Raw genomic sequence first — 26,371 nt, 5'->3', positions numbered from 1 at the left:
TCACCGCAGGTCTCCCCCGCGGTCACCGCGGCGCCAACCTCGGGCAGGTCCACGTACACAATGTCGCCCAGGGCATCGGTGGCAACGGCGGAGATGCCGATGGACACAAGGTTCCCGGCCTCGCGCGCAACCCACTCGTGTTCGTCGGAGTACTGCAGTTCAAGGGCAACTTTTGCCATGTTTTTTCCTTACGTTCGAAATCTGTTGGTTCCGTACAGCGACAGGAAACCGAATTCCTCCGCGTGCTCGCTCGCGAAGGCGCCCGCAGAGCGGACGCGACGCTCCCTTAGACGCACGCTTCCGGAATCCACTTCCCCGCCGCCTAATGCCAGTGCTTTCTCCGAAAAGAAACCTGGCCGTTCAAATCAATAGGTCCTAGCCCCAGGTTGGCTGCAAGGGTTTCGGCAAGCTCAACCCCCAATGATCGAGCTTGTCGAGGTACCAGAAAGCCCACCTGCGGCAGGCGGTCCATCCCCCAGCACCGTTGGCTTGCGAAGGGGCATCCCAACGTGGCTGCAGCGGGAGGTGGGTTGACCTAGAGGGGCCGGCCGGGCTGGGTTTTCGAAAGCGTGCGTCTAAGCGAGGAACGAGCGAGCACGCGTGAAAACCCAGACGGACGGCCCCGGAGCCAGCCACGGCCCGGGCCGGGCCGGAGCAGGGACTACTTTTGGCGCTTGCAGAAAGGCAAGGCGACGACTTCGAATGGCTCCGCCTTGCCCCGGAGGTCGATGTCCAGGGCGGTGCCGGGCTCGGTGAACTCGACATCGACGTAGGCCATCGCCACCGGGTAGCCGAGGCTCGGGCTGGGCTGGCCGGAGGTCACCTCGCCTACGACGTTGCCGTCCTTGAGGACCGGGTAGTGGCCCCGGCCGGCACGGCGTCCGAGGCCCTTGAGGCCCACAAGCTTGCGGCCGCTGGTTGATCCGGCGCCGGCTTCCTTCTTGGCTGCCAGTGCCGCCTTGCCCACGAAGTCGCCTTCCTTGGAAAGCGCGACGACGGGTCCCAGGCCGGCGGCGAACGGGTCGCCGTCAATGGAGAGTTCGTTGCCGTACAGCGGCATGCCGGCTTCCAGCCGGAGCGAATCGCGGGAGGCCAGGCCAGCAGGCGTCAGCTCCCCTTCGTCCGCGATGGCGACGATGGCCTGCCAGAGGGCGGCGGCGTCGTCGTTCTCCACGAAGATCTCGAAACCGTCCTCGCCGGTGTAACCGGTGCGGGCCAGCAGGAGGTCGGTGCTGCGGCCGGCCACCATAAAGGGAACCTCGACGGCGGCGTAGTACTTCAGACCGGTGACCAGCTCGTGCTGCGCCGCGGGAACCAGGCGGAGCAGGATGCCTTCTGCCTTGGGACCCTGGACGGCGATCAGCGAAGTGGCGGCCGAAACGTCGTCGACTACAACGTCGAAGCCTGCAGCCCGCTCAGCCAAGGCATCGGCCACCACCTTGGCGTTGCCGGCGTTCGGCACCACGAGGAACCTGTCAGTGCTGTCTTGTCCGGCCTCCGCCGGAGCGGGCCGACGGTAGGTGATGAGGTCGTCAATGATGCCGCCGTCCTCGTTGCAGATCAGCGAGTACTTGGCCTTGCCGACGGCCATCGCCGAAATCTTGCCCACAAGGGCATAGTCGAGGAAGGCCGCGGCGTCGGGGCCGGTCACCCAGACTTCGCCCATGTGGGAGAGGTCGAAAATGCCCGCAGACTTGCGGACGGCGTGGTGCTCTGCCAGTTCGGAGCTGTACTTGAGGGGCATCTGCCATCCGCCGAAGTCGGTGAAGGAAGCGCCGAGCTTCTTGTGCTCTTCGTGGAGTGCTGTGTAGTTCTCAGACATAGGAGGCTTCCTTAGTTTTCGAAGTCTTCGATGGGAGGGCAGGAGCAGATCAGGTTGCGGTCACCCAGGGCGCCGTCGATCCGGCCGACGGGCGGGAAGTACTTGTCCTGTTTCAGGGAGTGCACCGGGAACACCGCCTGCTCGCGCGGGTAGCCGCGGTTCCAGTCCGTGCTGATCGCGGCGGCGGCCGTGTGCGGCGCGTTGCGCAGCGGGCTGTCCGCGAGCGTGAAGTCACCGTGTGCCACCTGATCGATTTCCGCGCGGATCGAGATCATGGCGGTGATGAACCGGTCGATCTCGCCGAGGTCCTCGGACTCGGTAGGCTCCACCATCAGGGTGCCGGCCACGGGGAAGGCCAGGGTAGGCGCGTGGAAGCCGTAGTCGATCAGCCGCTTGGCCACGTCCTCGGCTGTGACGCCGGTCTTGGCCGTCAGCTCCCGCAGGTCCAGGATGCACTCGTGCGCCACAAGGCCGCCCTCACCGGTGTACAGGACCGGGAAGAAATCATTGAGGCGGGCTGCAATGTAGTTGGCAGCGAGCAGCGCGGACTTGGTGGCATCGGTGAGGCCACGGCCGCCCATCAGCTTCACGTAGGCCCAGGAAATCGGCAGTACGCCCGCGGAACCGTACTTGGAGGCGGAGATGGGGGTGCCGTCCGCGCCGTTGGCCGGATCAGCCGCGTTGCCCGGCATGAACGGAGCCAGGTGCGCCTTGGCCGCGACCGGGCCGACGCCCGGGCCGCCGCCGCCGTGCGGGATGCAGAAGGTCTTGTGCAGGTTCAGGTGCGACACGTCGCCGCCGAACTTACCCGGCTGGGCCAGGCCCACCAGGGCATTGAGGTTGGCGCCGTCAATGTACACCTGGCCGCCGGCTGCGTGGATGGCGTCGCAGACTTCCCGGACGTCGGCGTCGTACACGCCGTGGGTGGACGGGTAGGTGATCATGATCGCGGACAGGGCGTCCTTGTGCAGCTCGATCTTGGCGTTCAGGTCGGCATGGTCGATGGTACCGTCGGCCGCCGTGGCCACCACAACCACCTTCATGCCGGCCAGGACGGCCGAGGCCGCGTTGGTGCCGTGGGCAGACGCCGGGATCAGGCAGACGTTGCGCTGGTCGTCGCCGCGGGACAGGTGGTAGCCGCGGATGGCCAGCAGGCCGGCCAGCTCGCCCTGGGATCCGGCGTTGGGCTGGATGGACACCTGGTCGTAGCCGGTGATTTCGGTCAGCTGGGCCTCGAGGTCGGCGATGAGTTCACGCCAGCCCTCCGTCTGGGAGTCCGGGGCGAACGGGTGGATGGACGCGAACTCCGGCCAGGAGATGGCCTCCATCTCGGCCGTGGCGTTCAGCTTCATGGTGCACGAGCCCAGCGGGATCATGGTCCGGTCCAGCGCGAGGTCACGGTCCGAGAGTTTCCGGACATACCGCAGGAGCTGCGTTTCGGAGCGGTGCGTGTGGAAGACGGGGTGCTGCAGGTACTCGGAGGAGCGTTCGACGGCGGCGTCCAGGCCGAAGCCGGCGGCCGCGTCAGAGCCAGCGTCTGCGAGAGACGCGCCGAAGGCGGCCAGCACGTCGGCCACGACGGCTTCGGTGGTTGCCTCATCGGTTGAGATGCCGACGGTGTCGGCGTCGATTCCGCGCAGGTTGATGCCCTTGGCTTCGGCGGCAGCGAGGATGTCCGTTGCCTTGCCCGGGACGGAAACGGTGACGGTGTCGAAGAAGCTGGTGTGCTGGACGGCCAGGCCGGCGGCCTTCAGGGAAGCGGCGAGGGTCCTGGCGTGGCCGTGGGCGGTCTCCGCGATCGCCTTCAGGCCTTCCGGGCCGTGGTAGACGGCGTACATGGACGCGACGATGGCCAGCAGGGCCTGCGCGGTGCAGATGTTGGACGTGGCCTTCTCGCGGCGGATGTGCTGCTCGCGGGTCTGCAGGGCAAGCCGGTAGGCCGGGAGTCCGGTGGAGTCCTTGGAGACGCCCACCAGGCGGCCCGGCATGGAGCGCTCGAGGCCCTTCTGGACAGCCATGTAAGCGGCGTGGGGGCCGCCATAGAACAGCGGAACACCGAAGCGCTGGGCGGACCCGACGGCGATGTCAGCGCCCTGCTCACCGGGAGGCGTGATGAGGGTCAGGGCCAGGAGATCGGCGGCTACGGTCACCAGCGCGCCGCGCTCCTTCGCGGCAGCGATGACCTCGGAGTGGTCGAACACACGGCCGGAGACGCCGGGCTGCTGCAGGACAACGCCGTTGATGACGCCGTCGGGCAGTCCCGTGGACAGGTCGGCAACCTCAACTTCGAAGCCGAGCGCTTCCGCGCGGCCCTTGACGATCGCGATTGTCTGCGGGAGGCAGTCGGCATCCAGGACGGTCTTGCCGTCGTGGGCTTCCTTGTTCTTGTTGGCGCGGCGCATCATCAGCACGGCCTCTGCCACGGCGGTGGCTTCATCGAGCAGCGAGGCGTTGGCGATGGGCAGGCCCACGAGGTCCTGCACCATGGTCTGGAAGTTCAGGAGGGCTTCGAGCCGGCCCTGGGAGATCTCGGGCTGGTAGGGAGTGTACGCCGTGTACCAGGCCGGCGCTTCGAGGATGTTGCGGCGGATCACCGGCGGGGTGACCGTGTCGTAGTAGCCCTGGCCGATCATCTGCACGGCAGTCTTGTTCTTGGCGGCAAGCTTGCGCAGCTCGGTCAGGGTTTCCACCTCGCTGAGGGCCGCAGTGAGCTCCAGCGGCGAATCCTGCCGGATATCCTTCGGAACGGCCGTGTCCACCAGCGAGTCAACGGTGTCGTAGCCGACAGCCTTGAGCATCGCGTCGACGTCGGCTTCGCGGCGCGCGCCAATATGGCGGTCAACGAAGGAAGTGGAGGCTGAATTGACAGTCACAAGGAACTCCATAACTAAGGCGGCGCAGGGTACGCCACATCGATTCGGGTTCCTCCCCTCTCTGTATTGGACCTGAGAGTTTCCGCGGAGCCGTGCTTTCGCATGGGTCCGCTTGCACCGTCGGTGAGCACAGCATGTCAGGGTTCCGCGTCCTCAACAGGGTTGGGACGCGGGACGGACAGCCTGCTGCTTTCCAGAGTTGCCTTGCCGCGGCGGTACATGGGCCTGAGAGATTCCTGGGGAGGATTTGCTCCTACGGCGCCTGCTTGTACCTACTTGCAGAACTCTCCCGCCGCAGATCAAAGGCATATTTAGTTTGCGGTGACAACAGTCACAGCGTCCATTGTCCTACGCCGGAGACGCGTCTGCAAACTCCGGGGGCCACGCCGGCGCCGCGTTACGCACCTCCGGAGCGGCGGGTGTGAACGGCGGGTACGGCAGCCGCGCGGCGCTCAGCCGCGGAGGCGTTCGACGGCGGCCAGGAGGCTGTCGACGTCGCCGCTCATTTCGGGCGGGGAGGCGCCGGGACCGCTGGCGAGCATGGCATTGAAATACAGTCCATCGCCCATGTAGAGCACGGCCTTGGCCATCGCCGGGCCGACGTCGCCGGCCAGCAGCCCCAGCCAGGCGCCCTGGACGGCAGCGAATCGGTGCAGCGTTTCCTCGTGCGCCACTTCGGCCAGCCTAGTGGCGGCCACAAAGACCCGGTCCAGCGGAGTGTCGGCCCAGAGGGAGGCTTTGATGAAGTGCACCGCCGCCCCTTCAGGAGCGTTGGCCATGATTTGAACGTCCTCCGCGACCAGCCGATCCATGCGCTCCAGGAGCGCCGAGATCATGGCCTCCTTGTTCGGGAAGTGGTACAGGAGTCCGCCCTTGGAAACGCCGGCCCGCCTCGCCACGGCATCCAGGGTGGCGGCACGTTCGCCCACTTCAATCAGGAGGGATTCAAAGGCGTCCAGCACGGCCTCGCGTGCAACAGGTTTTCTGGCCATGGTTCCTATCATGCCCGGTGGCCCGGGCTCATTTCTTAACTATACCGTCCAGACGGTATAGTTATTGCATGGGAACCTTCTCCTCACCTTCAATGCCGGCCACGCAGGACCTCGCCGCCGGCGCTTCCGTCCGCGCCGCACACGAGCCTGCTGGCCGGCAGCTTGGCGCCCCGAAGCCGGGACGCGAATGGCTGGCCCTTGGGCTGCTGATGTTTCCGGTGTTGCTGGTCGCCGTCGATAACACCGCCCTGACGTTCGCGCTGCCCGCGATCGCCCGCAGCCTGGAACCCAGCGGCGTTCAACTGCTCTGGATCGTGGACGCCTATCCCCTGGTCCTCGCCGGGCTCCTCGTGGCCATGGGGAGTCTTGGCGACCGGATCGGCCGCCGCCGGCTCCTCCTGATCGGCAGCACGGGCTTCGCCGCGGTGTCGGCAGCCACCGCTTTCGCCCCCAGCGCGGAATGGCTCATCGCCGGACGCGCGGCACTGGGCTTTTTCGGCGCGATGCTGATGCCGTCCACCCTGTCCCTGATCCGCAACATTTTCCCGGACCCCAACCGGCGGCGGCTTGCCATTGCCATCTGGGCGGCAGGATTCTCGGGTGGTGCCGCACTGGGCCCGATCTTCGGCGGCTGGCTCGTGGAGCAGTACTGGTGGGGCGCCATCCTCCTGGTGGCAGTGCCCATCATGCTGCCCATCCTGGCCTTCGGCCCTGTTTTCATTCCCGAGTCCAGGGACCCCCGGCCCGGCACGGCGGACATCGCCAGCATCGCCCTGTCCCTGCTGACGATGGTTCCCGTGGTCTACGGCATCAAGTCGCTGGCCACGGAGGGATTCGGGGTCGCACCCGCCGCGATCATCGCCTTCGGGCTATTGATGGGCTATGTCTTCGTCCGGCGCCAACAAAGGCTCCGGAGCCCGCTGCTGGACGTGAGTCTCTTCGGGAACAGGATTTTCAGCACGGCCATCACGGCCAACGTCCTGGCGCTGTTTTCGTTCAACGGCTTCATTCTTTTCCTCGCCCAGCACCTCCAGCTGCTGGAAGGCCAGCGCCCGACGGAATCCGGAATAGCCATGATCCCGGCCCTGATTGCCACCGTGGCCGCCGGATTGCTCGTGGTGCCGCTGGTGCGGAAGGTACGGCCCGGCTTCGTGGTCGCCGGGGGCCTGTCGCTCAGCGCGGCAGGCTACTTCGTGGTGGCCTTTGGGGATCATTCAGGCGGCCCGGCTCTCCTGCTGGGCGCTCTCCTGATCCTTGCCCTGGGCGTGGGCGCGGCGGAAACCATCTCCAACGACCTGATCCTGGGGGCCGTCCCGCCGGAAAAGTCGGGCGCGGCAGCCGCCATATCGGAAACAGGCTATGAGATTGGCTCACTGCTTGGAACAGCCATCCTTGGCTCGATCCTCACGGCGTCCTATCAGCGGAACCTGGTTCTGCCGGAGGGCATCAGCATGTCGGGGACCGGCAGCGCTGCCCACGACGTCGCCCAGGCCCGCGAAACGCTGACGGGGGCAGTCGAGCTGGCCCACTCGCTGCCGGCCCCGCTGGCGGACGCCCTGACATCCGCCGCCCGGGTGGCGTTTGATTCAGGCGTCCACGTGACGGCGTCCATTGCGCTGGGGCTGATGGCAGGGGCGGCGGTCCTGGTCGCCGTCGTACTCCGCGGAGTACCCAAGGCGAAGTAACGCGCAGTCAGCCCTAGTCGATAAAGGCCAGCCCGGCAAAAGGGAAGCCCGGCGCCGGATGATCCGGTGCCGGGCTTCCCTGGCGGCTGCGAGCGAATAAGGGCGTCGCAACCCATTTTCCTGCGGCGTTATCGTGCCGTCGGGGTTACTTGCTGTCGGGAGTGGTCACACTGGCCGAAGCCTTCATGTTCTCCGCGCCCACCATCCAGGCGTACTGCTCGAGCTTGGCAATGAACTCGTGAAGCAGGTCCGCGGTGGTGGGATCTTCCTCATCAACCTCGTCGTGGACCTTGCGCATGGTGCCCACAGCGGCCTCAAGTGCGGCCACGATGCGGTCAACGGCGTCCTTGGTGCTGATCAGGCCCTGCGGGAACTGGGCGAGGCTGGTGGTTTCCGCCACGGTGGCACTGCGGCCGTCCGGCAGGGCATGGAGCGCGCGCATGCGCTCGGCCATGTCATCGGCAAAGTTCCGTGCGGCGTCGATGATTTCATCCAGCTGCAGGTGGAGGTCGCGGAAGTTCGTTCCCACGATGTTCCAGTGCGCCTGCTTGCCCTGGATGTGCAGTTCAATCAGGTCCGCGAGCACAGCCTGCAGATTATTGGTCAGCGTCGGTGATGCCTTCATTGATCCTCCTGGTGTCAGCGGTTTCTCGGGTAATTCGAAACTATCCCAGCCGCCACAGCGGCGCCACCGATTCTCGCGCCGGGCTTAACAAAATGATGTTTGTTCATTTTTTCCTTGCCATGCGGCGGCATGGCGTGGATACTAAATGAACGTCATTCATTTAGTGACCGCCGTCTCACTGGAGTATTCACCATGATTGAAATCACCTGCCTTACCCCGCCTGTTTCCCTCGCGCGGACCCAGCCCTCGGCACGTCCTGCGCTGAGGATCGGAGTGGTTCAGCACCGTTGGCACGCCGACGCCGCGGAACTCCGCGCAGAACTGGACGAGGGCATCGGACGCGCAGCCCGGCTGGGGGCCACCGTTGTCTTCCTGCCGGAACTCACGCTCTCCCGTTACCCGGCGGACACCCTCCCCGAAAACGACACGTCACGCCCCTGGGCCGCGCGCCCCCGCCCGTCGGACCTCGCCGAGGAGCTGCTGACCGGCCCCACGTTCCGTTTCGCCGCCGAGGCCGCCCGCCGGCACGGCATCTGCATCCACGCTTCCCTGTACCAGCGTGCGGAGAATCCGGACGGCTCGGACGACGGCCTGGGACTGAACACGTCCATCCTGGTGTCCCCCGAGGGTGAACTGCTGGCCCGGACCCACAAACTTCACATCCCGGTGACCGCCGGCTACTACGAGGACAAGTTCTTCCGCCAGGGCCCGGCCGTAGAGGACGCCTACGAGGTCCACTCCCCTGCCGAACTGGGCGGCGCCCGGCTGGGCATGCCCACCTGCTGGGACGAATGGTTCCCGGAACTCGCGCGCCTGTACTCCCTGGGCGGGGCCGAGATCCTGGTCTACCCCACGGCCATCGGCTCGGAGCCGGACCATCCGGACTTTGACACCCAGCCCCTCTGGCAGCAGGTGATCGTCGGCAACGGCATCGCCAACGGCCTGTTCATGGTGGCGCCGAACCGCTGGGGAAGCGAGGGGACGCTGAACTTCTACGGCTCCTCCTTCATCTCGGACCCCTACGGCCGGATCCTGGCGCAGGCTCCCCGCGACAAATCCGCCGTCCTCGTCGCCGACCTGGACCTGGACCAGCGCAAGGACTGGCTCACGCTGTTCCCGTTCCTTGCTACCCGGCGCCCCGACACCTACGGCCGGCTCACGGCATCGGTCCGTCCCGGCGAGCCGCTCGGCGGCGAAGCACCGGTGGCCGCGCCGGCTGAAACAGAGGTGACTGCATGAGCCGCTGGCGCATGCCCGCCGAGACGGCGCCGCAGGAGCGCATCTGGATGGCGTTCCCCACCGGTGGGTACACCCTCGGTGACACGGAAGCAGAAGCCCACGCAGCGCGATCCGTCTGGGCCGCCGTCGCCAATGCCGCCGTCGAATTTGAGCCGGTCACCGTAGTGGTGACCCCCGACGACGTCGACACCGCCGCACGCTACCTGGATCCGGCCGTTGAAGTTCTCACTGCGGACCTCAACGACGCCTGGATGCGGGACATCGGCCCGACGTTCGTGCTGGACGAAGCAGGGCGCCTCGGTGCGGTCGACTGGGTCTTCAACGGCTGGGGCGGACAGGACTGGGCCCGCTGGGACAAGGACTCGCTGATCGGTGCGGAGGTCGCCGGCCGGTCCGGAGCCTGCCACCTTTCCTCGGCCCTGGTCAACGAGGGCGGCGGCATCCACGTGGACGGCGAGGGCACCGTGCTGGTCACCGAAACCGTGCAGCTGGACCCGGGCCGCAACCCCGGACGGTCCAAGGCGGATGTGGAGGCCGAGCTCGCCCGGACCCTCGGCGCCACGCACGTAATCTGGCTGCCCCGCGGCCTGACCAGGGACTCGGAGCGGTTCGGAACCCGGGGCCATGTGGACATCGTGGCCGCCATCCCCTCCCCGGGCACGCTGCTGGTCCATTCCCAGCAGGACCCCGGGCATCCCGATTACGAGGTCAGCCGCGAGATCATCAGTTTCCTGTCCACGACGCGGGACGCGGCAGGCCGGGAGTGGAACATCATCGAAGTCCCCGCACCCGCTGCGCTTACGGACGGCGAGGGATTCGTGGACTACAGCTACATCAACCACCTGGTGGTCAACGGCGGGGTCATCGCCTGCACCTTCTCGGACCCCAACGACGAAAAGGCCCTTCGGATCCTTGCCGACGCCTACCCTGGGCGCCGGATCGTGGGCATCGACGCCCGCGAGCTGTTCGCGCGGGGCGGCGGCATCCACTGCATTACCCAGCAGCAGCCTGCTGCTTCCTAGAACCGTGCTGATTCCCAGAAAGGGACGGACATGACCCAAACCATCCGCAACAGCTCCGAGGCCGGCACAGCCGGCGCCGGGGCAGCCGTCGCCGATGCTCCCGGCACGCCGCACGGCATCACCGGAAAGGGACTCAAGGGCGGGCAGCTGGGCCTCCTCGCCGTCGTCGTCCTTGGCATTTCAACGATTGCCCCGGCCTACACGCTGACCAGCGCCCTCGGGCCCACGGTGAACGAGGCCGGGCTGCAGTTGCCTGTCATCTTCCTCATCGGCTTCATTCCCATGATCTTGGTGTCCCTGGCCTACCGGGAGCTCAACGCTGACTCGCCGGACAGCGGCACCACGTTCACCTGGGTCACCAAGGCCTTCGGCCCGTGGGTGGGCTGGATGGGAGGCTGGGGACTCCTCGCCGCGAACATCATCGTGCTGTCCAACCTGGCCGCCGTGGCGGTGGACTTCTTCTACCTGTTCCTCGCCCAGCTCACGGGGACGCCGGAACTGGCGGACCTCGCCGCCAACAAGCCCCTCAACGTGGCCACGTGCTTTGTCTTCGTGGCGCTTGCCGTCTGGGTGAGCTACCGCGGGCTGCACACCACCAAGATCGTGCAGTACGGCCTGGTGGGCTTCCAGCTGCTGGTGCTCGGACTGTTCGTCGCCATGGCGTTCGCCAACTGGTCTTCCTCGGAAACCTCCATCCCGTTCAGCTGGGAATGGTTTGACGTCACCAAGATCGAAACTTTCGGGCAGATTGCCGCCGGGATTTCGCTGTCCATCTTCGTGTACTGGGGCTGGGACGTCTGCCTCACCGTGAACGAGGAAACGGCCAACGGCAAGAAGACCGCAGGCATTGCCGGCACCCTCACCGCCGTCGTGGTCCTGGGCATCTACCTGCTGGTGACCATCGCAACCATGATGTTCGCCGGGGTGGGCACCGAGGGCGTCGGCCTGAACAACGAGGAGAACCACGCCAACATCTTCACGGCGTTGGCCTCCCCCATCATGGGCCCCTTCGCCATCCTGATGTCCCTGGCCGTCCTTTCCAGCTCGGCGGCTTCGCTGCAGTCCACGTTCACCTCTCCGTCCCGCAGCCTCCTGGCCATGGCCCACTACGGCGCCCTGCCCAAGCCCTTCAGCCACCTGAGCAAGAAGTTTGCGACGCCTGGCTTCGCCACCGTCGCGGCGGGAGTCCTCTCGGCGGGGTTCTACGCGGTCATGCACGTGGTCAGCGAAAACGTCCTCAACGACACCATCCTCGCCCTCGGGCTAATGATCTGCTTCTACTACGGGCTGACGGCGTTCGCGTGCGTCTGGTACTTCCGTGAGAGCGTGTTCAGCAGCTTCCGCCACTTCATGCTGCGGCTGCTCTGCCCGCTGCTGGGCGGACTGGGCCTCCTGGTGGTATTCCTGCAGACGGCGGCGGACAGCTGGGCGCCGGAGTTCGGCAGCGGGTCCGAGATCTTCGGCGTGGGACTGGTGTTCGTCCTAGGCGTCGGCATCCTCGCCCTCGGCGCCGTGTTCATGCTCATCATGGCAAGGCTGCAGCCCGGGTTCTTCCGCGGCGAAACCATCCGCAAGGACACCCCGGCCCTGGTGGTGCCCGAGTAAGGGATCCCCGCAACCACCGCGTTGAGGACCCACACGGCTGCAGGCCCCGCCCCGGAAGATCCGGAGCGGGGCCTGCAGTGCGTTTGGCTAGTGCAGGTCACCAGTAGTGTGCAACGTCAACCACCAGGCGTGATCCCGCCCCCGGCCCGTCCAGGGTGAATACCCTGAAGGGAAGGCGTCCACGGACACCAAGGCCGATGGTCGAGTAACCTTCGAAACTCCCCGCCCAGGCCACTTGGCGGAAGGTCTGGTAGCCGCCAACGTTGGTCAGTTCATTCTTGTCGGCCGGGTTGTACGTGGAGTTGCCGCCGTCGTCATAAGCCGCCGCAGTGGCGGTGATCTGGAGGAATGCCCGCCCGCGCAGGGGAACCGGGAACCCGGAACCGTCCTGCACGACTGTGGGAACATACCGTGCGGTATAGCCTTCCACGGGCCCGTTAAGGTCAACCACCAGGCGGTCGAAGCAGTAGTGCTGCCCCGTCCGGACATCGGTGACCTTTCCGGTGCTCATGGCCGCCTCGGATTTCTCCAACGATCCCCACACCAGCCCGCAGTAGGAGGCGGATGCCGGCGCCGGTGCCACAAGGCCGAGTCCGGCTGCCATCAGGATTGCCGCCAGCCATACTTGAAATTTCTTCATTTGAGCCACCCTCGGAAGTGATGAGATACCTCAAGCGTAGGAGTCCGTACAGGCAAAAACGAGGGTCGAAATCCGTTCGGCACCCAACTGTTAGCCAGCCCTGGCGCAGGTTACGGGACGATGATTGCGGCAGCCGTTTTCGCACTGTTCGAAAGCCGTTTGGGCAGGTTTTGGGCGTGGTTCCGTGATGTCGGATAACGACGCCGGCGGGGGCGTTAGCTTCTGCGGATGAAGCGAGGCGCCGGCCGCCCTTTTCGGGCTGCCGGCGCCTCGTTATGCCTTGCTGTGAAGTTGTGGCGCGCGTCGGAAAGTTGCCTAGCCTTCGCAGTCGCGGCAGTACTTCATACCGTTCTTTTCGCGTGCAACCTGGGACCGGTGACGGACCAGGAAGCAGGAGGAGCAGGTGAATTCATCGGACTGCTCGGGAACAACGGTGACCGTGAGTTCTTCGCCGGAAAGATCCGCACCGGGAAGGTCAATACCCTCGGCCGTATCGTTCTCGTCAACATCGATCACGGCGGTCTGGGCTCCGCCGCTGCGGGACGCCTGAAGGGCCTCCAGCGATTCAGCGGGAGACTCTTCTTCTGTCTTGCGTGGGGCGTCGTAATCGGTAGCCATAGCGTGGTTCACTTTCGTTGCTGCGCAGCGCCATTTCAGGCACCTCAGTGAAGCAGTTTAGGTCATTATGCCGGTAGTTGAGGCAAAGTGTGCCCAACCCGACAGATTACGTCGCCACGCAGTGCTACCAGCGGCCGTGGCCAGCAGTTCGGCGGCTATCCCTCGCCTGCTGCACCGGCCGTTTGGCCGTGTGCCCTCGCGGCATGATCGGCTGCGATGGACACCCCGCTGAGTGCCGGGAGCCAGCCCCACCTGGTCACATCGGCGATGGCCGCATTGCCCTGTTCCCAGGCGCTGGGGTCCGGACCGGGCGCTGCGGCCGGCATGGGCCGGGCCTCGAACCATGAGGCTATTCGGGCGGGCAGGCGTGTTGTCATACGCCCAAGGTAGGCGGGCCATGTTGTGGGCACGTTTCGCCGCAGTCTCCGCGGCGTTACATCTGTTGGCCGGGACTCTGGCGGCCCGTGATCGGCGGTTTTAGCCTTGAGGGACAACACATCCGAGATCCCGGAGGTATGACATGGCCACGAAGCTCAACAAGAAGGCCTTGGACCACGCCCGCAGCCTCGTGAAGGACGGGAAAGTTGTCCGCGACACCCGGGACGACTGGAGCGAGCATGCACCGTCGGCCGGCCAGGAAAATGCCTTCATCGAAAAGCACGGCTTCTCAGAGTTCTCCAAGTGGCATCTGGGCCTCGACCCGGACGAGTCGGAAGGCACCAAGGGCAGCGTCAGTTTTCCTTTTGGCGATTTCAAGAAGGTCCACCGTTGCGCCGTGATTTCCCTGGAAAGCCGGGCGGCGCAATATGACCATGATGAAATCGCCAAGGCTGCCAAGGACCTGCTCGGGAGGATAGACGCCGACTCGTAGGAGGAGGCAGGGGTGACACCTGACTAAGCCGCCAGGCATGAAAAAACCCCTCCATTCCAGGCGGACTTGCCGGAAAGGAGGGGTTTTGCAGAGCCCCCTGTCGGATTCGAACCGACGACCCCCGCTTTACAAGAGCGGTGCTCTGGCCAACTGAGCTAAGGAGGCGTGCCCTGTTTCTGCCTGACGGAACAGGCGCACCGGGCGGTGCTAGATAAGGTTAGCCCAAGGACGCCCCCGCGGTAAAAACGGCAGCGGCCCGGTTCCGGATACGTCCGGAACCGGGCCGCTGAACTGCTGCACGGGCGCGGCTTGCTGCTAGCCCTTGGCGTCGATGGCGGCCTGGATGAACGGGATCAGGTCGGTGTTGGCGGAGTCGCCCTTGCCCCACTGCTTGCCGTCCACGAAGGCGGTCGGAGTACCGCTCACGCCGATGGCCGCAGCTTCCTGCGTGGCCACCTTTACGTACGGCCGGTATTTCTTCTCTTCCACACAGGAATCGATGCTCTTGGCACCCACGTCGGTGGCCATCTTCTTCAACTCGTCATCGGACAGGCCCGCGCTGCCTTCGGCCGGCTGCTTGTCGAACAGCATGTTCAGGAAGTCGGAGTACTTTTCCGGCGATTCGTTGACCACGCAGGCTGCGGCGTTGGCCGCGCGGGAGGAGTAGTTGGTGGTGGACTGCTGGTCCAGGAAGCCGAGCGGCCTGTACTCCACGGAGATCTTGCCTTCGTTGCGGAGGCTGGTCAGCTGCTCGTTGTAAGTGGTTTCGAACCGCTTGCAGACGGGGCAGATGAAGTCGATGTAGACGACCACCTTCACGGGCTTCCCCGCTTCGGCCTCGGCGCCGGGAGCCGTCACCTCGGCGGGCGGCGTTTCCGGCTTGGCCGGAACGTCCTTCACGTTGACCGTCGCCGGGTCGGACTTCACAACCTCGGAGTTGGCCAGCAGCGTCACACCACCGTGGATGTTGCCGTTGGCCGGCGTGGGACCTTCGTCCGCGACCGGAGCGTTGTTCCTGATGTTGGAACTGACCACCAGGGCAACGATGGCGAGGATGGCCACGACGGCCACCACGATGCCCCAGCCGATGAGGAGCTTGTTGCGCTTGTCCTTCTTCAGCTGCGCCTCACGGATCTCACGGGCTTTCTCGCGGGCCTCGGCAGTGCGTTCTGCTTTGGACTTGCGGGGTTCGTTTGCGGCGCTCATCAGTTCCTCGTGTCGATCGGCCAGGTGCGGACCACTAAGTGGCAACTTTTTCAGTTTAGGGGAGAAACCTGAGAGCTTGCGCTTTCAAGTTTCCGTCAGCCTGCCCAACGGATGAATAGCAGGGAAGATTCCGTCCGGCTAGGGTTGACGTTGAGCTATTAGCAACCCCAGGGGGCACCAATGCACACTACGCACCGTGAAAAACCCGAAGCAAACGCTGACGGGAAGCCCGCTCCGGGCGACAGCCAGGCGGAAGCCACGCTGTACGACTTTATGGTGGTGTCCAACCGGCTGCCGGTTGACCGCTGCGCACCGGAGGACAGCGGGTGCGAGGACGGCTGGCGCAGGTCACCGGGCGGCCTGGTCACCGCGCTGGCTCCGATGATGACCAAGACCGACGGCGCCTGGGTGGGCTGGCACGGCGCCCCGGATGAAACCGTCGAGCCCTTCAGCCACGGCGGCATGGACCTGGTCCCGGTGCAGCTGAGCAACGACGACGTCGTGCTGTTCTACGAGGGCTTCTCCAACGCCACCCTCTGGCCGCTGTACCACGATGTGATCGCGCCGCCGGAATTCCACCGCACGTGGTGGGACTCCTACCGGAAGGTCAACCGGCGGTTCGCCGACGCCGTCGTACGGCACGCCGATCACGGAGCCACCGTCTGGGTCCAGGACTACCAGCTGCAGCTCGTTCCAAAGATGCTCCGCGAAGCACGCCCGGACCTGAAGATCGGGTTCTTCAACCACATCCCGTTCCCCCCGCCGGAAATCTTCGCCCAGCTCCCCTGGCGCAAAGCCATTATTGACGGCCTCCTGGGCGCGGACCTGGTGGGCTTCCAGCGCAGCAGCGATGCCGGCAACTTCATGCGGTCCGCCCGGCGCTTCCTGGGTGCGAGCGTCAAGCAGCAGCAGGTGCACGTCAAGGGCCCGGACGGCAGAACCACCCACATCGCCCGTGCGCAGGCCTTTCCCATCTCCATCGACGTCAAGCAGATCAGCGAACTGGCCCGCAATCCCGAGATCATCGAGCGCGCCCACCAGATCCGCCGGGACCTTGGCAACCCCAAGACCATCCTCCTCGGCGTCGACCGCCTCGATTACACCAAGGGCATCCGTCACCGGCTCAAGGCCTATGAGGAGCTGCTGGCCGACGGCAAGGTCACGGTGGAGGACGCGGCCCTGATCCAGGTGGCGAGCCCCAGCCGGGAGCGGGTGGAGCAGTACCGCCTCCTTCGTGAAGAGGTGGAAGGCACCGTGGGCCACATCAACGGCACCTACGACACCATGCAGAACACGGCGGTGCGGTACCTGCATCACAGCTATCCCATCGACGAAATGGTGGCCCTCTACCTGGCGGCCGACGTCATGCTGGTCACCGCGCTGCGGGACGGCATGAACCTGGTGGCCAAGGAGTACGTGACCGCCCGCACCAACAACGACGGCGCCCTTGTGCTCAGCGAATTCGCCGGCGCCGCGGACCAGCTCAAACAGGCTCTCCTGATGAACCCGCATGACATCGACGGCCTCAAGGACACCATCATGAAGGCCGTGGACATGGAGCCGGCCGAGGCTTCCCGGCGGATGCGGTCCATGCGCAAGCAGATCCTGGATCACGACGTCGATCTCTGGTCAGCAGACTTCCTTGCAGCGCTCAAAGAGAAAGTGGTCCGCGATGACTCCTGATGCCGCTCCGGGCAAGACGCCCCTCACCCTTCAGCCGGAACTCCTGGCAGCCCTCAAGGAGGTTGCCGCCACCGACCACCTGCTCGTGGCCATGGATTTCGACGGAACCATCTCCCCGCTGGTTGACCACGCGGCGGACGCCCGCCCGCTCCCCCGGTCCGCCGCCGCCTTTGCCGGCCTTGCCGGCCTCCCGCGCACGACGACGGCACTCATCTCGGGGCGGGCCCTCGCCAGCCTCCGGGCGGTCGCCTCGCCGCCACCTGAGACGCTCCTGATCGGCAGCCACGGGGCCGAAGCCTGGCTTGGACCGGGCTCGTCCGAACTCACCCTTGACCCGGAACAGCTGACGCTGCTGGCGGATGTCCGCCGCGTCCTTGAAGAGATCGTGGAGCAGGCACCGGGCACGTTACTGGAAGACAAACCGGCGGGCGTGGTGCTCCATACCCGGCTGGCTGCCGACGATGTGGCGGAAGACGCCGTCGCCGCCGTCCGGGCCGTCCTGCAGGACCGCCCGGACGTGTACTTGAAAAACGGAAACCGCGTCCTGGAGACATCCGTAGTGCACGCTTCCAAGGGCGAAGGCATGGCCTTCCTCCGCCAGGCGACCGGCGCCACGGCGGTGGTCTTCGCGGGCGACGACACCACCGATGAAGACGCCCTGGGGCGGCTCTATCCGGGTGATGTGGGCGTAAAGGTGGGGCTCGACTTCACCCAGGCGCAGTTCCGTGTGGAGGCTCCGGTACACATCGCCGAGCTGCTGGAAGCGCTGCTCAGGGAACGGACCCGGGCAGTCTCCGGTTCCGCGTAGGTTGGCGCGTCCCGTTACGGATCTCACATGTGACCTCCGTAACATTTGCACCACATTGCATAAAATCTGACATACTCTGTTTGTGATGTGGCGCACAGACACCGTGCGGCGTCACGCGATACTCCTCGGCTTCGGCCGGGGAGTACACGGCTGCAAAACCGTGGACAACTGAATAAATATGAACCATTCACAACGGATCGTCCGGCACGTACCTGCCGGTGAAGGGATTGATAACTGTGGCTACAGTTACTTTTGATAACGCTACGCGTCTGTACCCGGGCACAGATAAGCCCGCCGTCGATAAGCTCAACATCGACATCGCCGATGGCGAATTCCTGGTCCTCGTTGGACCCTCCGGTTGCGGCAAGTCCACCTCGCTGCGCATGCTCGCAGGCCTTGAGGATGTCAACGCCGGCCGTATCCTCATTGGCGACCGCGATGTCACCGACGTTCCGCCGAAGGACCGCGACATCGCCATGGTTTTCCAGAACTACGCGCTGTACCCGCACATGACGGTTGCAGACAACATGGGCTTCGCACTGAAGATCGCCGGCGTCAGCAAGGAAGAGCGCGCCGAGCGTGTCCGCGAAGCAGCAAAGCTTCTTGACCTCGAGCCGTACCTGGACCGCAAGCCGAAGGCACTCTCCGGCGGCCAGCGCCAGCGTGTTGCCATGGGCCGCGCCATCGTGCGTAACCCGCAGGTCTTCCTCATGGATGAGCCGCTTTCCAACCTTGATGCCAAGCTCCGCGTGCAGACCCGTACGCAGATCGCATCCCTGACCCGCCGCCTGGGCGTCACCACCGTCTACGTGACCCACGACCAGGTCGAGGCCATGACCATGGGTGACCGCGTGGCCGTGCTGAAGGACGGCCTGCTGATGCAGGTTGACACCCCGCGCAACCTCTACGACAAGCCCAAGAACGTCTTTGTCGCCGGCTTCATCGGCTCCCCCGCCATGAACCTGCTGGAACTCCCCGTCGTCGACGGCGGCGTCCAGTTCGGCGGAACCGTCTACCCGGTCCCCCGCAATATCCTCGAAGAAGCACACGGCGCCACTGTCACCCTGGGTTCACGCCCCGAGGACCTCGAGCAGGTCGCCGCAGGTGAAGGTCTCCAGGTTGAGGTCGACGTCGTCGAAGAACTCGGTGCCGACGCCTACGTTTACGGCCACACCACGCTGGACGGCAAGAGCCACGACATTGTGGCCCGCGTCGACGGCCGCCGTCCCCCGATGAAGGGCGAGTCCATCCACGTCCGCCCGCAGTCCGGACACGTCCACCTGTTCGACACCAAGACCGGCCTGCGCCTCGGCGACTAGTTCCCGGTTGCGGAGCCTGAATCGGGTGGGTGCACCAGCTGCCACCACCTGATCGGCACCTCAATGCACTGACCGACGGCGGCCCTCCTCACTGGACGGGCCGCCGTCGTGGTTTAAGCGCGGCCTTCCTGACTTTGGTTAGGCACCCCGCCCCTACGTACGGAAGAATTGGCACATGACCGAGGAAAGCAACGCCCAATGGCACGACGAACCCACCGACTACGGCCAGATCGGCAAACTGCCTCGGTTTGAAGCGGCCAGCGCCAACGATGACAAGAGTTCCAACGTCTCCAGCAACCTGAGCATCACCGCCGCCGCGGCTGATCCGGAGCTCCTGGACCTGCCGTGGCACATCGCCCTGGAGGACTGGCCGGCTGAAAACCTTGCCGCACTCCCCCGCGGTATTTCCCGCCATATTGTGCGCTTCGCCCACCTCGGCGGCTCCGTGATTGCCATCAAGGAAACGTCAGAGCACGTGGCCCGCCATGAGTATCACATGCTCCGCAAGCTGGCACGCCTGGACGTGCCCTGCGTTGAGCCCGTGGCCGTCATCACCGGCCGCACAACGCCGGACGGCAGGCCGCTGAACCCGGTGCTGGTCACCCGCCACCTGAAGTTCTCCATGCCTTACCGTGCGCTCTTTTCACAGATGCTGCGCAAGGACACCCTCACCCGTCTGATTGACGCCCAGGCGCTGCTGATGGTGCGGCTGCACCTGATCGGCTTCTACTGGGGCGACGTTTCGCTCTCCAACACCCTCTTCCGCCGCGACGCCGGCGCGTTTGCGGCGTATCTCGTGGATGCTGAAACGGGCGAGCTGTACCCGGACCTGTCCACCGGCCAGCGCGAATACGATCTCGAGATCGCCCGGGTCAACATCGCCGGTGAGCTGATGGACCTGCTGGACGGCGGGCTGATCGAAGAGAAGGTGGACCCGGTGGCCACCAGCGAACTCATCATGGACAGCTACCGGCGGCTCTGGACAGAGCTCACGGCGAAGGAATCGTTCGAGATCGGGGAACGCTGGCGTGTGGCCGCCCGGATCCGGAAGCTCAACGAGCTCGGGTTCGACGTCGAGGAATACGCGATCAAGACCACCCAGAACGGCTCCACCATCCAGCTCCAGCCCAAAGTGGTGGACGCGGGGCATCACCAGCGCCGGCTGCTGCGGCTTACAGGACTGGACGCCCAGGAAAACCAGGCCCGCCGCCTGCTCAACGACATGGACTCGTTCCGGGCGGACAACAACCCGACAATGGACGAGGAATACAGCGCCCACCTCTGGGTCAGCCAGATCTTCGAGCCCATTGTCCGCTCGATTCCGCGGGACCTTTCCGGCAAGCTCGAACCGGCGGAAGCCGTCCACGAGGTCCTGGAGCACCGCTGGTACATGTCCGAAAAGCAGGAACGGCATATTCCGCTGGCCGAAGCAGTGCAGTCCTACATCGACTCCATCCTTCGGCACCGCCGCGATGAGGCAGCAATCATGCTCAACCCGGACACCGAGCTCCTCAAGATCCTGGAAGTGGAGACCGAGCAGTCCCGGTACGGCGACGAGGACATCGACGAATACCCGGACGCCGACGACTAGCTAGATGGCCTTTCCGGGGTTCAGGATGCCGGCCGGATCGAAGAGTTCCTTGATCCGGCGCTGAAGTTCACGCACGGGTTGGGGCTGTTCCAGGCCCAACCACCGTAGTTTGTACTGCCCGATCCCGTGCTCGCCGGTGATGGTGCCGCCCATCGCCAGCGCCACCGTGATCGATTTGTCCAGAGCGGCGCCCAGCCGCTGCATGGCTTCGGCGTCCATCTGGTTGTCCAGCCGGTCCACCCAGAACGTGGGGTGCAGGTTGCCGTCGCCGGCGTGCGCCACGACTTTGAGCTGCACGCCGTGGGCGACGGCCATGGCTTCGAGTTCGCCGACGTAGTCCACGAGCCGCGAGCGGGGCACCGCCACGTCCTCCCCCACGCGGTATTCGTCGTCCACTTCGACGCCGCGGCTGTTGCGCCGCAGTTCCACCAGCTGCTCGGCTTCGGCACTGGCCTCCCTGGTCACCGTGGCTCCGCTGGCAGCAAGGACGTCGCGGACCACGTCAGCTTCCGCGGCTGCTCCGAAACCGTCCGTCTGGATCAGCAGGAGCGATGCCCCGCGGGCGCTCAGGTCCGAGCCGTGGATTTCGTCGAGCTGACGCAGCGATCCGCCGTCGAGCAGTTCCATGATGGCGGGCTGCACGCGCGCCTTCCCGACTGCCAGTACGCCCGCCGCTGCACTGCGGAAGTCCGGGTAGAACGCCGCGATGGTGTGCACTTCGCGGGGCAGGTACTTCAGCCGCACCGTTGCCCCCACCACTATTCCGAGCGTCCCTTCGGAGCCAACGAACAGCCCCGTGAGGTCGTAGCCGGCAACTCCCTTGAACGTCTGGTGGCCGGTGTGGATCAGGGATCCGTCGGCCAGCACCACATCGAGGGCCAGCACGGAGTCGCGGGTGACGCCGTACTTCGCACAGCGCAGCCCGCCGGCGTTGGTGGCAACATTGCCGCCGATGGTGGATGTCCGGAAGCTTGCGGGGTCCGGCGCGTACATCAGCCCGTGGACGGCCGCGGCGTCGTTGAGGTCGGCGTTGATCACGCCGGGTTCGACGACGGCGGTCTCGTCGTCAGGGTTCAGGTCCAGGATGCGGTTCATCCGTTCAAGGCCCAGCACGATGCACCCCGGGCTGGCATGGGCGCCGCCGGAGACACCCGTCCCGGCCCCGCGGGCAACAATGGGCACGTGGTGCTTGGCGCAGGCTGTGACCACCGCCTGGACGTCCGCCACTGTTTCCGCCCAGACCACGGCCAACGGCAACTGGTAGTCAAGGACCGGGCCCTGGTCTATGGCGTAGATGGCCAGGGTCTGTTCGTCCACGGCTAGTTTGCCGGGCTCCAGGATGGTTTTGAGCTCGTCAACAATGTTGCCCATGCGGCCTCCAGGTCCGTCGATCCGGCCTTCAGTCTAGTCCGCGGGGCCCCGCGTGCCTTCAGCGCCGGCTGGCAGTGCCGTTGCGGCGCGCATCTGCAAGCGCTTCCAAAGTTGCCGGACGGAGTCGCAGGAGAAAGCCATATTACTCGGCGGTAGTGGGTGACGCAAGAGCTGGGGCGGGGCCGTCCAGGACCAGCGTTGTCCCTATGGGCCATACCCTCTGGCCGAAAACTGCAGTATCAAGAAGCAGAGAAGACATGGCGCAATGAGGCGTGCGTCACAATTGGAAGCGTTTTCAGTTCCGCGAAAATCCGTTCTACGATTACCGGCATGTCCGTTGACTCAATGCTCGAAGCCCCCGCCGTCTCGGCCGGGCCACTGACCTTGGTACACACCGCCGATGACGCCCCCGGGTGGTGGCGGTCTGCCGTCATCTACCAGGTGTATCCGCGTTCCTTCCGCGACCTGAACGGGGACGGAATCGGTGATCTCGCCGGAATCACGGCAGAGCTGCCGCAGCTGGCCAGGCTCGATGTCGATGCAGTCTGGCTATCGCCGTTCTACCGGTCCCCGCAGAAGGATGCCGGCTACGACGTCAGCGACTACTGCGATGTCGATCCGCTGTTTGGCACCCTGGCCGACTTCGATGCCATGATGGCGGAAGCCGCCCGCCTGAACCTCCGCGTGATCGTGGACCTTGTTCCCAATCACTGTTCGGACCAGCACGCCGCCTTCCAGCAGGCCCTCGACACACCGGCCGGCAGCCGGGAACGTGACATGTTCATCTTCCGGGACGGCCGCGGCGCATTTGGCGAGGAACCGCCCAACAACTGGCAGTCGCATTTCGGCGGACCGGCCTGGACCCGCATCACGGAGCCGGACGGCGCGCCCGGGCAATGGTATTTGCACCTCTTTGACGCCTCGCAGCCCGATTTCAACTGGGACAACCAGGCGGTCCACGATGAATTCGAGCGCGTGCTTCGCTTCTGGCTGGACCGGGGCGTCGCCGGTTTCCGCGTGGACGTTGCGCATGCCCTGGTGAAGGCTCCCGGTTTGCCGGAGTGGGGCGGCAGGGCCGACGGCGGCAGTTCGGACGGCTACCCCGGCCACGAGGCACCGATGTTCGGCCAGCCGGCTCTCCACGACATCTACCGGGCCTGGCGCCGGATCCTCGCGGAGTACGGTCCGGACCGCATCCTGTGTGCCGAAGCCAATGTGGATCCCTTGCCCCGTTTGGCAGACTGGGTCCGGCCGGACCAGATGCACCAGGCGTTCAATTTCCCCTACCTGCATGCTGGACTTGACGTTCGCCGCCTCCGCGGCGTGATCACGGATTCGCTGGTGGCACTGGATGCCGTCGGCGCGCCCAGCACCTGGGTGCTCTCCAACCATGACGTCGTCCGCCACGCCACCCGCTTCGGCTACGACGGCGCCGCACCGCGCGACGGCGACGGGATCGGCATCTTTGACCATCAGCCCGACCTCGTGGCGGGCAGGACCCGGGCGGCGGCAGCATCGATGTTCATGCTCGGGCTGCCCGGCGGAGCCTACCTCTATCAGGGCGAGGAGCTGGGGCTTCCCGACGGCATCGATATTCCGGACAGCCAGCGGCAGGACCCCACATTTGCGCGCACGGGTGGCGAACGGCTGGGCCGCGACGGGTGCCGGGTGCCCCTGCCGTGGCGCGCCGCCGAACTGCACGCCGGGTTCGGGTCCGGGCAGGCCCCGTGGCTGCCGCAGCCGGAGAGCTTCAGTGAACTGGCGCGTGATGCCCAGGCGGAACAGCCGTCGTCGCATTTGAACCTCTACCGCCGGATGCTGGCGATGCGCAGGGAGCTTGACCTGGGTCGGGGGTCACTGGCGTGGCTGGAAAGCTGGTGCACCGATACGTCCCTGGCTTACCTCAACGGCACCACGCTTGTGGTCATGAACGTCGGACGGGATGCGATGGAACTCCCGCCGGGGGTGGTGCTGCTGCGCAGCTCGCTGGCGGCAGCGGAAACGCACGACGGCGACCATCAGCTAGGCTCAGGTGAGACGGTCTGGTTGAACCTGCCACTTGGGTGATCCTGCTGTCGTCTAGATTCGCAGTTGAGGACACGGAGAGCTAAATATGCCCGGCATCAAGGACGTCGCTGAGCGGGCGGGCCTTTCCACCGCAACGGTGTCGCGGGCACTCAGTGGAAAGGGAAATGTCTCGGCACGCAGCCGCGAACGTGCCCGGACTGCCGCGGCTGAGCTCGGTTTCGTGTTGTCGTACCACGCCTCCAGTCTCGCTTCCGGGCGGAACCATAACGTGGGTGTGGTGGTGCCTTCCGTCCACCGCTGGTATTTCTCCGCGGTGGTGGAAGGCGTCTCGGCTACGTTGCTCGACGCCGGATACGATCTCACGCTCTACAACGTCAGCGAAGGCCCGGACAGAAGGCACAGCGTGTTGAACGACTTCCTGCTGCGGAAACGCGTGGATGCGGTCATCGCTGTCTCGCTCGAGCTCAGTGCGGCTGAGATACAACAGCTGCTGGCCATCCACCGGCCAATTGTGGGTATCGGTGGTCCCTTGCCGGGCGCCTCCACCATCCGGATAGACGACGCCGGCATAGCCGAGGCCGCCACCAACCACCTGATCCGGCTGGGCCATTCCAAGATCGCGCATATGACGGGAGATGCCTTCTTCGAGCAGGACTTCCGGCTTCCGGGTATGCGCCAAGGCGGTTACCACAAGGCCATGACGGCTGCCGGGCTGCCGGTGCGGCCCGAATGGCAGGTGTCCGCCGACTTCACCGTCCAGGGGGCCTACGCGAGTGCCAGGCGGCTGCTGGGCGGCACGTCCGAACGTCCCACCGCGGTCTTCGCTGCTTCGGACGAGATGGCCATCGGCACGATCCTGGCGGCACGCGATTTCGGCCTCCGGATCCCCTACGACCTTTCCGTCATCGGCATCGACGGCCATGAGCTTGGCGAGGTGTTTGGGCTGACCACCATCGACCAGGACGCCCGCGGCCAGGGGGCTTTGGCAGTGCGGCTCCTGTTGGCAGGGCTTGAGGACGCTGCCGACGGCGGCGCAACCGACACGGAGTTCCCCACCAACTTCGTGGTCAGGTCCAGTACCTCCGTGCCACCCGGCGATACCGGGCCAACGCACTAACTACTTTGTCCGTGATTAGCGTCCCGCTCCGCCGGTGCCAGCTCACGCTCCATGATGATTTCCTTCTTGCTGGTATCGAGCGGGTATACCTCCCGGCGACCGGTGTCATGGAAACCGTGGCGTGCATAGAATCCCGCGGCGCGGGAATTGTCCTCGTGGACGCCCAGCTGCAACAGCCCGGCTCCCAGCTCATCGGCCGCGGCCCTGACCGAACGGCGAAGCAGCTCATCCGCAAGGCCGGTTCCACGGTGCGGGGCAGACACATACACACTGATGAGCATGGCCTGGAGGGGCCGGTTGGCCTCCTGTGGGTGCTTGACCACCACCCGCATCAGACCGCAGAAAGTCCTGGCCCCGCCAGTCTCCCGGGGAAGCACTTTGGAAAGCTCTTCAGGAATCTCCTCGGCGACGAAAGTCACGCTTCCGGGGGCTGTCATCGCGACGGCCCGGTTCCGCCATTGGCCCCCTGTCTGCTCTTGGGCGGACTCGAGTGATTCCACATAGGCAGCTGGGGTGTCGGCCAGCATCTCCAGCCGTACGGCACGCAGCCGTTCCCAGTCCCCCGCAACCATGCGTCGGACCCTATCCAACTTCACCGCCCATAAACCGCACGAAGCGGGCCAGGACGCCCGGCCAGCCGGCATCGTACTCGGCGCGCGTCCGTGCCGGGTCCTCGGCGCCCTCCCAGCCGTCGTGAACGAGACGGAGCTCAGTCCCGCCATCCACGGCCCTGAACGCGACCCGTAGCTCCGTGGACCACAATGCCGTGGTCCCGGGGTGCCAGCTGGCATGAAAGGACATCGGGGGCTGCCAGTCGTCTATGGAGCCCCAGACGGCCGTGCGGCCGTCGTCGGCAGTTTCGAGGACCAGGTTTTCTTCGAACTCGACGTACGAGCCGGCGCCATACACACTGTGATCCTCGAGCGGCCACCAAAGGTGGGTGTGTTCCGTGAAGCCGATGAATGCCTTGGAAACCGGTCCGGGCACCACCACTGTGTGCACGATGGCGTCCCGGGCATCTACGGGCTCGGATGCTTCGTCCGCAGGGGACGCGTGGCTGAAGAGGTTGTCCATGGTCAACAACTTTACCCGGCGGCCGGCCAGCCCCGAGCGGTACTGAAATAGCCGTTAAATGACTCAGGCCCCGACATTCCTTGTCGGGGCCTGAGCTCTAATTTATGTCCGGCGGTGACCTACTCTCCCACACCCTCCCGGGTGCAGTACCATCGGCGCTGTGGGTCTTAGCTTCCGGGTTC

23 protein-coding genes, 1 tRNA gene and 1 riboswitch are annotated in these 26,371 nt (G+C 65.5%); of the genes, 11 read left to right on the top strand and 13 right to left on the bottom strand.

From position 1 onward, the window contains the following. The 4 genes from CXQ91_RS23350 to CXQ91_RS23335 form a co-directional block, all read right to left on the bottom strand. A partial coding sequence (locus CXQ91_RS23350; protein ID WP_374953709.1) for a glycine cleavage system protein H occupies positions 1-179 on the bottom strand: 179 nt, incomplete at its 3' end. 482 nt (positions 180-661) lie between these two features. Next, positions 662-1,822, bottom strand: coding sequence for a glycine cleavage system aminomethyltransferase GcvT (gene gcvT / locus CXQ91_RS23345; RefSeq protein ID WP_104176240.1), 1,161 nt, complete (start codon positions 1,820-1,822; stop codon positions 662-664). Positions 1,823-1,833: 11 nt separating this feature from the next. Beyond that, positions 1,834-4,707, bottom strand: a complete 2,874-nt coding sequence (gene gcvP, locus CXQ91_RS23340; protein WP_374953708.1) for an aminomethyl-transferring glycine dehydrogenase — start codon at positions 4,705-4,707, stop codon at positions 1,834-1,836. A 191-nt stretch (positions 4,708-4,898) separates the two neighbouring features. Further along, positions 4,899-4,997, bottom strand: a riboswitch (glycine riboswitch). Positions 4,998-5,147: 150 nt separating this feature from the next. After that, entirely contained in the window at positions 5,148-5,687 is a 540-nt protein-coding gene (locus tag CXQ91_RS23335; RefSeq protein WP_104176238.1) for a TetR/AcrR family transcriptional regulator, read from the bottom strand. Positions 5,688-5,755: 68 nt separating this feature from the next. Between CXQ91_RS23335 and CXQ91_RS23330 the strand changes: the two genes are divergently transcribed. Beyond that, entirely contained in the window at positions 5,756-7,372 is a 1,617-nt protein-coding gene (locus CXQ91_RS23330) for an MFS transporter (RefSeq protein WP_104176237.1), read from the top strand. Between the two features lie 145 nt (positions 7,373-7,517). Here CXQ91_RS23330 and CXQ91_RS23325 read toward each other — a convergent pair whose 3' ends face one another. Beyond that, positions 7,518-7,997, bottom strand: a complete 480-nt coding sequence (locus CXQ91_RS23325) for a Dps family protein (protein WP_011690627.1) — start codon at positions 7,995-7,997, stop codon at positions 7,518-7,520. Between the two features lie 192 nt (positions 7,998-8,189). Here CXQ91_RS23325 and CXQ91_RS23320 point away from each other — a divergent pair, with 192 nt between their 5' ends. Genes CXQ91_RS23320 through CXQ91_RS23310 form a run of 3 tightly spaced genes read left to right on the top strand, consistent with a single transcriptional unit; the run spans position 8,190 to position 11,863 of the window. After that, positions 8,190-9,236: a nitrilase-related carbon-nitrogen hydrolase gene (locus CXQ91_RS23320; RefSeq protein ID WP_104176236.1), complete on the top strand. Its 1,047-nt coding sequence runs from the start codon at positions 8,190-8,192 to the stop codon at positions 9,234-9,236. Then, complete coding sequence (locus CXQ91_RS23315; protein WP_104176235.1) at positions 9,233-10,258, top strand: agmatine/peptidylarginine deiminase; 1,026 nt, start codon at positions 9,233-9,235, stop codon at positions 10,256-10,258. The genes CXQ91_RS23320 and CXQ91_RS23315 overlap by 4 nt, the downstream gene beginning before the upstream one ends. A 30-nt stretch (positions 10,259-10,288) precedes the next feature. After that, positions 10,289-11,863 (top strand): APC family permease, encoded by a 1,575-nt coding sequence (locus tag CXQ91_RS23310; protein WP_104176234.1) that lies wholly within the window; start codon positions 10,289-10,291, stop codon positions 11,861-11,863. Positions 11,864-11,960: 97 nt separating this feature from the next. Here the strand turns inward: CXQ91_RS23310 and CXQ91_RS23305 are convergent, their stop codons facing one another. The 3 genes from CXQ91_RS23305 to CXQ91_RS24635 form a co-directional block, all read right to left on the bottom strand. Further along, the gene (locus tag CXQ91_RS23305) at positions 11,961-12,503 is read right to left on the bottom strand and encodes a hypothetical protein (RefSeq protein WP_104176233.1); all 543 of its coding nucleotides are present in this window, start codon (positions 12,501-12,503) and stop codon (positions 11,961-11,963) included. 315 nt (positions 12,504-12,818) lie between these two features. Then, complete coding sequence (locus CXQ91_RS23300) at positions 12,819-13,121, bottom strand: DUF4193 domain-containing protein (RefSeq protein ID WP_104176232.1); 303 nt, start codon at positions 13,119-13,121, stop codon at positions 12,819-12,821. A 155-nt stretch (positions 13,122-13,276) separates the two neighbouring features. After that, positions 13,277-13,498, bottom strand: coding sequence for a hypothetical protein (locus CXQ91_RS24635; RefSeq protein WP_146072425.1), 222 nt, complete (start codon positions 13,496-13,498; stop codon positions 13,277-13,279). Positions 13,499-13,641: 143 nt separating this feature from the next. Between CXQ91_RS24635 and CXQ91_RS23295 the strand changes: the two genes are divergently transcribed. Beyond that, positions 13,642-13,992: a hypothetical protein gene (locus CXQ91_RS23295; protein WP_104176231.1), complete on the top strand. Its 351-nt coding sequence runs from the start codon at positions 13,642-13,644 to the stop codon at positions 13,990-13,992. A gap of 91 nt (positions 13,993-14,083) precedes the next feature. On the opposite strand, the gene CXQ91_RS23290 is transcribed toward CXQ91_RS23295, so the two are convergent. Both CXQ91_RS23290 and CXQ91_RS23285 read right to left on the bottom strand, forming a co-directional pair. Continuing rightward, a tRNA-Thr gene (locus CXQ91_RS23290) sits at positions 14,084-14,157 on the bottom strand. Between the two features lie 150 nt (positions 14,158-14,307). Further along, a complete protein-coding gene (locus CXQ91_RS23285; protein ID WP_104176230.1) occupies positions 14,308-15,198 on the bottom strand; it encodes a DsbA family protein in 891 nt (296 codons plus the stop codon). Positions 15,199-15,378: 180 nt separating this feature from the next. Here CXQ91_RS23285 and CXQ91_RS23280 point away from each other — a divergent pair, with 180 nt between their 5' ends. From CXQ91_RS23280 to CXQ91_RS23265, 4 genes are all read left to right on the top strand, one after another. Then, the gene (locus CXQ91_RS23280) at positions 15,379-16,881 is read left to right on the top strand and encodes a trehalose-6-phosphate synthase (protein ID WP_104176229.1); all 1,503 of its coding nucleotides are present in this window, start codon (positions 15,379-15,381) and stop codon (positions 16,879-16,881) included. Beyond that, a complete protein-coding gene (gene otsB / locus CXQ91_RS23275; RefSeq protein WP_104176228.1) occupies positions 16,871-17,689 on the top strand; it encodes a trehalose-phosphatase in 819 nt (272 codons plus the stop codon). The genes CXQ91_RS23280 and otsB overlap by 11 nt, the downstream gene beginning before the upstream one ends. Before the next feature lie 236 nt (positions 17,690-17,925). Further along, positions 17,926-19,008 (top strand): ABC transporter ATP-binding protein, encoded by a 1,083-nt coding sequence (locus tag CXQ91_RS23270; RefSeq protein WP_104176227.1) that lies wholly within the window; start codon positions 17,926-17,928, stop codon positions 19,006-19,008. A gap of 175 nt (positions 19,009-19,183) precedes the next feature. Continuing rightward, the gene (locus tag CXQ91_RS23265) at positions 19,184-20,599 is read left to right on the top strand and encodes a DUF4032 domain-containing protein (RefSeq protein ID WP_104176226.1); all 1,416 of its coding nucleotides are present in this window, start codon (positions 19,184-19,186) and stop codon (positions 20,597-20,599) included. Here the strand turns inward: CXQ91_RS23265 and CXQ91_RS23260 are convergent, their stop codons facing one another. Continuing rightward, positions 20,600-21,970: an FAD-binding oxidoreductase gene (locus CXQ91_RS23260; RefSeq protein WP_104176225.1), complete on the bottom strand. Its 1,371-nt coding sequence runs from the start codon at positions 21,968-21,970 to the stop codon at positions 20,600-20,602. Between the two features lie 330 nt (positions 21,971-22,300). Here CXQ91_RS23260 and CXQ91_RS23255 point away from each other — a divergent pair, with 330 nt between their 5' ends. After that, the gene (locus CXQ91_RS23255) at positions 22,301-24,037 is read left to right on the top strand and encodes a glycoside hydrolase family 13 protein (RefSeq protein ID WP_258074242.1); all 1,737 of its coding nucleotides are present in this window, start codon (positions 22,301-22,303) and stop codon (positions 24,035-24,037) included. A gap of 46 nt (positions 24,038-24,083) precedes the next feature. After that, the gene (locus tag CXQ91_RS23250; RefSeq protein ID WP_104176224.1) at positions 24,084-25,115 is read left to right on the top strand and encodes a LacI family DNA-binding transcriptional regulator; all 1,032 of its coding nucleotides are present in this window, start codon (positions 24,084-24,086) and stop codon (positions 25,113-25,115) included. Here the strand turns inward: CXQ91_RS23250 and CXQ91_RS23245 are convergent. Both CXQ91_RS23245 and CXQ91_RS23240 read right to left on the bottom strand, forming a co-directional pair. Continuing rightward, complete coding sequence (locus tag CXQ91_RS23245; protein ID WP_258074241.1) at positions 25,112-25,687, bottom strand: N-acetyltransferase; 576 nt, start codon at positions 25,685-25,687, stop codon at positions 25,112-25,114. The two genes, CXQ91_RS23250 and CXQ91_RS23245, sit on opposite strands and share 4 nt — an antisense overlap. A 10-nt stretch (positions 25,688-25,697) precedes the next feature. After that, entirely contained in the window at positions 25,698-26,189 is a 492-nt protein-coding gene (locus CXQ91_RS23240; RefSeq protein ID WP_104176223.1) for an SRPBCC domain-containing protein, read from the bottom strand. Between the last annotated feature and the right edge of the window lie 182 nt (positions 26,190-26,371).

This window comes from Arthrobacter sp. Y81 (assembly GCF_002929335.1).
GTDB lineage: Bacteria > Actinomycetota > Actinomycetes > Actinomycetales > Micrococcaceae > Arthrobacter.
This window is presented reverse-complemented; position numbering and strand designations above follow the sequence as displayed.